The sequence below is a fragment of the Methylobacterium sp. A52T genome (genome assembly GCF_053346095.1).
Genome location: NZ_JBKFBI010000005.1, coordinates 82468 through 91567, shown reverse-complemented (window position 1 = coordinate 91567; position 9100 = coordinate 82468). Strand labels below are relative to the sequence as shown.

Sequence of the window (9100 nt, the reverse complement as noted above, 5' to 3'; positions counted from 1 at the left end):
ATCCGCCCCCAGGCTTCATCGGAGAGCCAGAACAACCGTGCCATCGCGATCCTCCTGCGCTGGAAACCCCAATCTCAGAAAGAAAACGCGAGCAACAGCAATTGGTTGTATGAGTTCCCTACCTAGGGTTTGGACTCGATCAGCACCAGAAGGCGATGACGGTGGCCAGAGCGAGGGCCGAGGCGTAGTTGTGTGAGAGCTTGTCGTAGCGGGTGGCGATCCGGCGAAAATCCTTGAGGCGGTGTAATCGGTGTTCCGACCCCATCTTCTGTGGGGCGACCTGACCGGGCAGTTTGACGATCCGCACGAGAGGATCGTTTTGTGTCTCGACTTGACCGTAGACTTGAGCCGGAGGGGACGGTCCGGCGTTTCGAGGTGATCGACGGCGCGGTCGGCCGCAGGCGCTGGAGCGCCGACGACTGGGCAGGGATCCTGGAGGAGACGTTCGTTCCGGGTGCGGTGGTGTCAGTGGTGGCCCGCCGGCACGGGTTGACGCCGCAGCAGCTGTTCACGTGGCGACGCGAGGCGCGCCAGGCCGCCGCCGCGCTGCCGGCTTTCGTGCCGGCGGTGACCGCACCCGAGCCCATGGCAGTGGATCCCGCCCGAGCGGAGCCGCCACGCCGGTGCATCAGACGATCCTCATCGCGCCGCCGCGCGGTGGGCATCGAGGTGGAGGCAGACGGCATCATGGTGCGGATCGGCGACGGCGCCTCGCCCACTATCATCGCGGCGGTGATCACTGCGCTGAAGGGCGGCGCGTGATCGGGCCGGCGGGCGCGGTCCGCGTCATGGTGGCGACCCGGCCGGTGGACTTCCGCAAGGGCGCGGACGGCTTGGCGGCGCTGGTGCGCGAGAGCCTGGGCGCCGACCCGTTCAGCGGGGCGGTCTACGTCTTCCGGGCGCGGCGCGCCGACCGGGTCAAGCTCGTCTACTTCGACGGCACCGGCGTGTGCCTGCTGTCGAAGCGGCTGGAGGACGGCAAGTTCTGCTGGCCGGCCGTCACCGACGGGGTGGTGTGGCTGACGGCAGCGCAACTGCAGGCCCTTCTGGAAGGGCTCGATTGGCGGCGCGTGCACGTGGCCCGGCCAACGCGCGCTCGCGTCGCCGTGAGCTGATCCGCCAGGTCGATCACTCTGGCAAAGCCTTGTGATTCATGCTCAAATCGGTTCCGTGAGCGAACCGAGCGCGCGCCTGCCCGATGATCCCGCCGCCCTGAAGGCGATGGTGGCGGCGCGCGAGGCCGAGATCGACCGGCTGCACCAGATCATCAGGGAGCTGCAGCGTCACCGCTTCGGACGGCGTGCCGAGAGCCTGCCCGTCGACCAGTTGCTCCTGGGCCTGGAGGAGGCCGAGCAGATCGAGGCTGAGGGCCTTGCCGAGACCGCCGCCGCCGATGCATCGGCCCGCGCGGCCCGCACCCGCCAGCGCCGCGCCAACCGCGGCGCCTTGCCGGCCCACCTGCCGCGCGTCGAAGGGATGATCGACGTCGACGACCGCACCTGCCCCTGTTGCCGTGGCGACCTCCACGTCATCGGCGAGGACGTCGCCGAGCGCCTCGACATCGTGCCGGCCCAGTTCCGCGTCGTCGTCACCCGCCGGCCGAAGTATGCCTGCCGGGCATGCCAGGACGTGATCGTGCAGGCCCCCGCACCCGCCCGCCTCGTCAAGGGCGGGATCCCGACCGAGGCGAGCGTGGCTCACGTGCTGGCGTCCAAGTATGCCGACCACCTGCCGCTCTACCGACAGGCGCAGATCTACGCCCGGCAGGGTGTGAACCTCGACCGTTCGACGCTGGCCGACTGGGTTGGCAAGGCGGCCTTCCTGCTGCGCCCGGTCCACGCGCGGCTGTTCGAGAGGCTGAAGGCGTCGGACCGGCTGTTTGCTGACGAGACCACGGCACCGGTGCTCGATCCGGGCCGCGGGCAGACCAAGACCGGCCAGCTGTTCGCCTACGCTCGCGACGACCGGCCCTGGGGCGGCCTTGATCCGCCCGGCGTGGCCTACCTATACGCGGCCGACCGCAAGGCCGAACACCCGATCCGTCACCTCGCCGGCTTCGAGGGCACGCTGCAGGTCGATGGCTACGCGGGCTACAAGGTCCTGGCTGCGCGCAAGGCCGTGAGCTTGGCCTTTTGCTGGGCGCACGTGCGCCGCCGGTTCTACGAACTGGCCAAGGCTGGCCCGGCGCCGATCGCGACCGAGGCGCTCGTCCGCCTTACAGATCTTTTAGCGGCGCTGCTGGATCGATGATCCCCATCTCCTCGGGCTCGCGCGTGTGGATGGCCACTGGTCACACGGAAATTAGAAAAGGCTTTGAAGGGCTCGCCGCGCTGGTGCCGTACAACCCGCACCGCGATCCGTTCTCCGGCCAAGTTTCCGCGTTCCGCGGCCGTGTGGTTCGGCTGATTAAGGTCCTTTAGTGAAACGGCGGAGAATGCTTGGTCTGAGTTTAATCGATCCAGAATAATCCCGTCGACAGGCGGCCAGAACATAGGATATCGGCCGCGAGATCAGGGTGACCGTTCATCCTCATCCTATGGGCTAAGAAATGATATATTGCCACATTAGATGGGAATTTTTCTAGCAAAGCCAAGGCTGCGTCATCAGATAGTAGACATCTGTTCCCGTGTTCTTCAACCTTTCTCGCGAAATCTAGCCATTCTGAGTCTACGCCGAATTGAGGCAAGCGTAGTACACGTTCGGCTTCGTCAATCTCCCCTATTCTTAGCATAAAAATCAGCCAGACTCTTGCTACATCCCAGCAGAAGGGCGCTTCCACAAAAGCTTGGCTCAAAAATTGTCTCGCTTCAACGGGATCGTCGTGTTCCGTCCAAGACATAGCTATGAGAATCGATGCTCGCGTTCCTAGCTCTTTCAGTCGAGGTATAAGCCGTGTGCGCACATCGCGGAAACTGCCTACAGACAGGTCAAGAGCAGCTTGTCTGAGACTGAACTCTCCTTCCTCTTCATCAGCGCAATAACATTCTTTCCATAATTCACTATCGAAATACTTTCCTTCTAATTCTATTACATTGTCAGCAGATACGCGATAAAGTCCTGCAGCTTCCTCATTCACCGTTGTTTGCTCATATGAATGACCGCATGCGTGGACAAATAGTTTAATCGAAATAATATCGCGGCATGCAAAGCACTTTATATTTGCGTTCTTGCAGGCCGCCGTCAGATATAGTGCGGAACCGTCGAGCGCAACTACTGCTGGGGAAGAGGCGAGTGTCTGCAGCTGCTTGGACACTGTTAATTGCTCAGGCGCTACGATTGTATAACCCTTTGCTCGATAATATCTCTCAAGCTGATACTCATTTATACAAAATCGATCCTTTGACGGAACGAGACCCCGGCGAGTGAGATAAATACCCTTTTGCGTTGGTATTATATCAGTCGAAGCTCTCTGCAAAGAATCTTGAAATGAAGCGACTGCAGCAGGTGAGTATTGAGAGTTTAGTTTGTATGGTTTTGATAAAACCGAGAGTCTTGCTACTCGAATCGGTCGATTGATAAATCTCACTCGTTTGAGGTCGACGCCGAGTTGCATGGAAAGCTCCAACTGGGCCGAGTGGAATTCGCGACGGCCGAGTAGATGGAAGCCAACTGGAAAAAAAAGGATTGGTAAATCTTTGGGAAGTTGAGCAGCGAGTCCTATCATTGGCAGTGTTTCGAGCATGAAATGCCCGAAATGGAAGAACCAATGTCCCGCGAAAATAGCTTGTGCAATTATCTCGTCTGGCTCGAATGAAGGTGACAATGTCTTTGGCGGATCGTGTAGAAAAAAATCGTGATCGCGCAAAGTCTCGCTGATAAGGTGTCGATTTTGATCGTATATGCCTCCAGATAGTTGTGCTGTTGCGTAATTCTCGACCCCCGGGACGATCGATGCTGGTCCGCAGTAGCTTATGTGAGATTTGTTCACGTCAGATATCCAAATTATATATAAAGGTATATGTACAAATTATTATGAACTAAGCCGGATCTTGTGGTGCCTCGCCAATTTGTAGGAAGTCTGGCTGCGGGCGTGGACGCTTCCTCATGGCAACAATGCTGTCGTAGAACGCAATGCTGAAAGTTGACCGAGTAAAATCCGTCATAAGATCCGGATCTGCGACGATGCTGTGAAATCCATTTACTTCATCAATCTTATTTTTCATATATTCGATAAAGGTGCCTTCTCTTCTTGCGCCCCCGCCGAATGAGGGCCAGTAGCTCGTATGGGTATCTTCGACCATGTATACGCCAGTTGGCTTAACGTGCTGGTAGAGCGCCTCGAAACTCTGGATCTGTTGGCTCATTTGATGGCCGCCATCATCAAGGATAATATCAAACGGCCCAAATTCTTTGGCAACGTCGGCCAGAAATATTTTGTCAGATTGATCGCCAATCCTTATGTGAGTTCTTTCCTCGGCAAACTGTAAGCAATTCGGCTCTATGTCGACGCCCACGATTGTTGCCAGCGGACCAAAATAATTGCGCCACATTTGTAAGCTTCCGCCGCGCGCGACACCTATTTCTAGAAAGCAAACATTATCTTTCATCCTCTGATCCCCGAATAATTCTTCATATATATCAAAATAATTTGACCACTTCATAATAAATCGGTGGGGGGCAAGTCGCACAAAGTTCTCTAGTGCGCCAGGCCTATTGTTGTATTCAGTCATGACAGCAGTGACCTTGTTTATATTGTGACATCATGAGCGTCGACGCTTCACGACCCATCCGAAAATAAAACGTCGGTTACCTCGTTTGGTCCTATCTTACTGTGGGCAATAAGCGCAAGTTTGGCGAAAGCGTCGTCTTCAGGCTGCGATTCCACGGCGGTCTACCCTGAGAGGCAAATAGCGGCAGATAAAGGGGACAGCGCTGTTCGCCGTCAGCGATTCTGGTACATGTTGTGAGTATTCACAAGCGCAGGATAGCTGAGCAATTTGGCCTCGCTGGTTGGTATACCCAGCTGACTGTTCAAGCGCGAAGGCGGTTGCGGAGGAGGCTCAGCTGTGGTGTGTGCTCTTCCGGCAGGCTGCAGAGGGAGGACCACTCGGACTTCTACTGGCTCCGCAGGGACGCTGCCCAAGCGGTGTGCTGGTTCTGACAGCCTACCAAATTCACTCCGGGGTATCTGCGTACAGGTGGCTTGAGGAAGGCATGGCGTCCAGCTTAGCATTTGCGGAAGACCTCTTCCCTGCTGTACGACTCTTTTCTTGCGTTGTCTGTCGCAGTCGGACAGGTCTCCGTTCGACACGCTAACAAACGATCTTAAGCCCCGCTATGTTTTTCCTGAACGCGCTCCACCGGATGCGACGCTACCTTTCTAACTTGAACCGTAAGCGCGCAGCCGAGCAAACCATTGCGAATTCTGGTTTGTTCGATGCCGAGTGGTACCATGCGACCCAGGCGCCCGACGTGCCGGCGGACCTAGCCGCGCGGCACTACCTTTGGGAAGGAGCTGCTCGCGGGCTTAGTCCCAGCCCTCTTTTCGATGGACCATGGTATCTAGCGCACAATCCTGACGTGACAGAGGTAGGTTGGAATCCGCTGGCGCACTATCTAGCGCACGGGCGCGCGGAGAAGCGGCCCATCTGCCGGTTTGCTGATTCGAAAGTGGTGGCGCAGATCGCAACCTCGAGTCTCTTCGATGCAGATTGGTACTCGTTGACCCAAGCGCCCGCTGTCGCACCGGATCAAGCTGCGCGACACTACCTGCAGGTGGGAGCCGCTGGCGGCTTGAGCCCGAGCCCGCTGTTCGATGGGCCGTGGTACCTTCAGAATAATGCCGACGTTGCTGCGGCGGGATTAAACCCGCTCCTGCACTACTTGGATAGCGGACGATCCGAGGAGCGGCCGATTAGCCCGGTCGCTGACCCACAGTCCGTGGCGCGGATTGCCGCCTCTGAGTTGTTCGACGCGGGATGGTACCGGGCAACCCAAGCGCTCGACGTGACGTTGGACCAGGCCGCACTGCATTATCTTCAGGAGGGCGCCACATATGGGCTGAGCCCCGGCCCGCTGTTCGACGGGCCGTGGTACCTCGCCACCAACGCCGACGTCGCCGCGGCGGGCCAGAACCCCCTGCTCCACTACCTGAACGATGGGCGCTCAGAGGGGCGGCCGATCTGTCCCTTCGTCGACCCATTGGCGCTGGCGCGGATCGAAGGCTCCGATCTGTTCGACGCGCAATGGTACCGGACGACTCACGTCCCCGACCTGTCGCCGAACCAGGCCACACGACACTACCTCCACGAGGGAGCGGCCCTCGGAATGGATCCCGGCCCTCTGTTCGATGGCAAATGGTATCTCGGCAACAACGCCGACGTGGCCGGTGCGGGCTCCAACCCGCTGCTGCATTATCTGGAGAGCGGTCGCGCGGAGGGGCGACCGATACGCCTGGCATACGCCCCCGACAGCGGCGCCTGCATGATCGAGACGCTCCCCCTCGTCCTGCGTGAGAGCACGAATGCACGCATCGTCGTCGTGGTCCATGCCTTCTACGTCGAAGTGTTCGAGGAGCTCTTACCCCACCTCGTGCGGGCGATCCCACAGTTCGACCTGCTGGTCTCGACCAACGAGCCCACGAAGAAGATCGCGATCGAGGCGGCCGCAGCGCGCGCCGGCCTCATCCACCGCTGCCGGGTCGAGCAGGTGGAGAACCGTGGCCGCAACTTCGGACCCCTCGTCACCGTGTTCGCGCCCGACATCCTGCGCTACGACCTCGTGCTCCACGTCCACACCAAGAAATCGCTGTTCAGCGGCGCCGAGCAGACGCGCTGGCGCGATGAGATCTACCGGGCGCTGTTCGCGAACGCCGCCTGTGCCGCCATCGCCCTGTCCTTATTCGAGGAGGACAGCCGGATCGGCCTGTTCTTCCCGGAGACCAGCGCGCACATCGTCTACTGGGCGCATGCGTGGCTCTCCAACATCAGCACCGGCTACGGTCTGCTCGACCGCCTCGGCCTGCCCTATGACGGGTTCGACGAATACATCGACTACCCGGTCGGCGGCATGTTCTGGGCGCGGGTCGATGCCCTGCGCCCGCTTCTGACTGCCGGATTGACGCCCCAGGATTTTCCCGAGGAGCACGGCCAGACGGACGGGACGCTCGCCCACGCGATCGAGCGGGTCATCCCCATCGTGTGCCGGTCGCAGAGCTATCGCGCCGTATGCCTCGACTACGACCGCGGGCTTGCCCGCTGTGGCGGCAGCGCCCGCAACTGGCACCAGTACAGCGCCCGCACACAGGACCAGGCGCTGCTCGCGCTGCAGGATGTCGATCTCGTTTCGTTCGACCTGTTCGATACCCTTGTCAGCCGCCCTGCCCGGCGCCCGGACGCGGTACTCAAGCTCGTCGAGCACCGCATCGCGATAGAGGAAGGTCGCCCCATCCCACTCTTCGCGGAGCGCCGGGCCGCGGAGAACCGGGTCCGCGCCCGAAAGCACCATCAGGGCGACGTCAACCTGTCGGAGATCTACGCAGAACTTGCCGCCTCAGGAGCGATCCCTGGCGACGTCGTCGCGCGGGCGCAGGCCATGGAGAAGCGGATCGACCTCGGAGCCCTGCGCCCGCGCCCTGAGGTCATCGCCGTGCTGAGGGCGGCGCACCAACGCGGCAAGCGCATCGTCCTGATGACCGACACCTACTACGAGGAGGCCGACATCCGCGGCATCCTCCAGGCGTTCGGCATCGCCGACCTGTTCGCGGCGCTCTACGTGTCGAACGCGGTCGGCGCCCGCAAGGACCGGGGCGACCTCTGGCGCCACGTCGAGGAAGCAGAAACGGTGCCGCGCGCCCGCTGGCTGCATGTCGGCGACAACGAACATTCCGACATTCAGGCGGCCTGCGACCGGCGGATCCCCTACCTGCACGTCGCCCACCCGGCCAAGATCCTCGCGCAGAGTGGGTTCGTGCGGGACGAAGGCGATCTCGCGCGGACGTGGTCGTCCGATCTGGTCATCGGCCACGCCATGTTGATGCTGTGCCGGAACCCGTTCCTCGACCGGGCCGGCCCGCCCTACCTGTCGCTCGGCTCGGCCCGCGAAGTCGGCTACGTCGTGTTCGGGCCGCTCATGCTGCTGTTCATGTCCTGGCTGATCCGGCACGAGGCCCTGGGCCGGGTCGAGCGGCTGTACTTTCTCGCGCGGGAGGGCGACTTCCTAGTCAAGGTCTACCTGCTTATCCGGGAGCGCTACGGCCTGCGCCATCTGCCCGAGGGTCGGTATTTCCACGTTTCCCGGCAGGTGGCGATCGGTGCGGCCCTCGGCACGGGTTTCCGTCCGGATCTAGTGACCGGGGCAGGCCGCTACGTGGGGAGTATCCAGTCCCTGCTCTGGAACCGGGCGAGCTTCACCGCCCCGGCACATCTCGGACTGGACAGCCGCGACGTGCGGCTTCCGGCCGATGCCCCGGTCGTCGAGCGCGTCATGACCGACCTCGAGCCGGAGATCATGGTCCATGGGGCGGACCTGAACGCGCGGTTCCGCGCATATGCCCAGCAGGAGGGCCTCGACGCCGGCAGCCTCCACGCCGTGGTCGATGTCGGATACTCGGCCACGATCCAGAAGATGATGCAGCTGGCCCTCGGCCAGCCGCTCGTCGGCCTCTACATGACGACCTTCGACGCGGCGCAGATGGTGGAGAGGGACGGCGGTGCCGCCTTCAGCTGCTTCCGCGCGGGCGCCGAGAATCCCGAGACGTCATCGCTCCCCGTCCTGGCCTACGGCCTCGCGGTCGAGGCGTTCCTGACCGCTCCCCACGGGCAGGTCGTCGGCTACGAGAGTGCGGGCGAACGGATCGGGCCCCTGTTCAAGGCCGATCCGCGGACCCCGGCCGAGCACGGTATCCTCGCCGAGCTACACGCCGGCGCCGAGCAGTACATCATCGACACGCTCGATCTCTACGGACCGAGCCTTCTCCAAGCCGACATCCCATCCAGAGGGCCACAGGAATTCCTGCGCCTGCTGATGCAGGGGCTGATCGCCACCCCGTCCGAACCGATGCGGACGCTCGGCGTGGAGGACGATTTCTGCGGTCTGCCGATTCACAAGGTGTATGCGGGAGCGGGAAGTCCGGCGTCCGGCTGAGGCGCCGTCAGCGGAT

Annotated in this window: 6 protein-coding genes and 2 pseudogenes; 5 read left to right on the top strand and 3 right to left on the bottom strand. The window is 61.4% G+C overall.

Annotation, left to right across the window (positions count from 1 at the left end):
* Positions 1-139: 139 nt before the first annotated feature.
* Positions 140-241: pseudogene (locus ACLBYE_RS02950) on the bottom strand (IS5/IS1182 family transposase); the annotation flags it as partial.
* Between the two features lie 134 nt (positions 242-375).
* Between ACLBYE_RS02950 and tnpA the strand changes: the two are divergent.
* The 4 genes and pseudogenes from tnpA to tnpB (ACLBYE_RS02930) all read left to right on the top strand — a co-directional run bounded on the left by tnpA (position 376) and on the right by tnpB (ACLBYE_RS02930) (position 2420).
* Positions 376-762, top strand: coding sequence for an IS66-like element accessory protein TnpA (gene tnpA / locus ACLBYE_RS02945; protein WP_447692977.1), 387 nt, complete (start codon positions 376-378; stop codon positions 760-762).
* Positions 759-1115 (top strand): IS66 family insertion sequence element accessory protein TnpB, encoded by a 357-nt coding sequence (gene tnpB / locus ACLBYE_RS02940; RefSeq protein WP_447692976.1) that lies wholly within the window; start codon positions 759-761, stop codon positions 1113-1115. The genes tnpA and tnpB (ACLBYE_RS02940) overlap by 4 nt, the downstream gene beginning before the upstream one ends.
* 106 nt (positions 1116-1221) lie before the next feature.
* A pseudogene (tnpC, locus tag ACLBYE_RS02935) lies at positions 1222-2226 on the top strand (IS66 family transposase); the annotation flags it as partial.
* A gap of 20 nt (positions 2227-2246) precedes the next feature.
* Positions 2247-2420 (top strand): IS66 family insertion sequence element accessory protein TnpB, encoded by a 174-nt coding sequence (tnpB, locus tag ACLBYE_RS02930; protein WP_447692975.1) that lies wholly within the window; start codon positions 2247-2249, stop codon positions 2418-2420.
* 29 nt (positions 2421-2449) lie between these two features.
* On the opposite strand, the gene ACLBYE_RS02925 is transcribed toward tnpB (ACLBYE_RS02930), so the two are convergent.
* On the bottom strand, positions 2450-3928 hold the full coding sequence (locus tag ACLBYE_RS02925; protein ID WP_447692974.1) for a glycosyltransferase family 61 protein: 1479 nt from the start codon (positions 3926-3928) through the stop codon (positions 2450-2452).
* 49 nt (positions 3929-3977) lie between these two features.
* Positions 3978-4670, bottom strand: a complete 693-nt coding sequence (locus ACLBYE_RS02920; RefSeq protein ID WP_447692973.1) for a class I SAM-dependent methyltransferase — start codon at positions 4668-4670, stop codon at positions 3978-3980.
* A 607-nt stretch (positions 4671-5277) separates the two neighbouring features.
* On the opposite strand from ACLBYE_RS02920, the gene ACLBYE_RS02915 reads away from it, so the two are divergent.
* Positions 5278-9084, top strand: a complete 3807-nt coding sequence (locus ACLBYE_RS02915) for a rhamnan synthesis F family protein (protein ID WP_447692972.1) — start codon at positions 5278-5280, stop codon at positions 9082-9084.
* Positions 9085-9100: the final 16 nt, after the last annotated feature.

Bases quoted from the DNA above. Each gene is read 5' to 3' on its own strand.
- tnpB (WP_447692975.1), top strand. From the start codon at position 2,247: ATGATCCCCATCTCCTCGGGCTCGCGCGTGTGGATGGCCACTGGTCAC.
- ACLBYE_RS02920 (WP_447692973.1), bottom strand. From the start codon at position 4,670: ATGACTGAATACAACAATAGGCCTGGCGCACTAGAGAACTTTGTGCGA.
- ACLBYE_RS02915 (WP_447692972.1), top strand. From the start codon at position 5,278: ATGTTTTTCCTGAACGCGCTCCACCGGATGCGACGCTACCTTTCTAAC.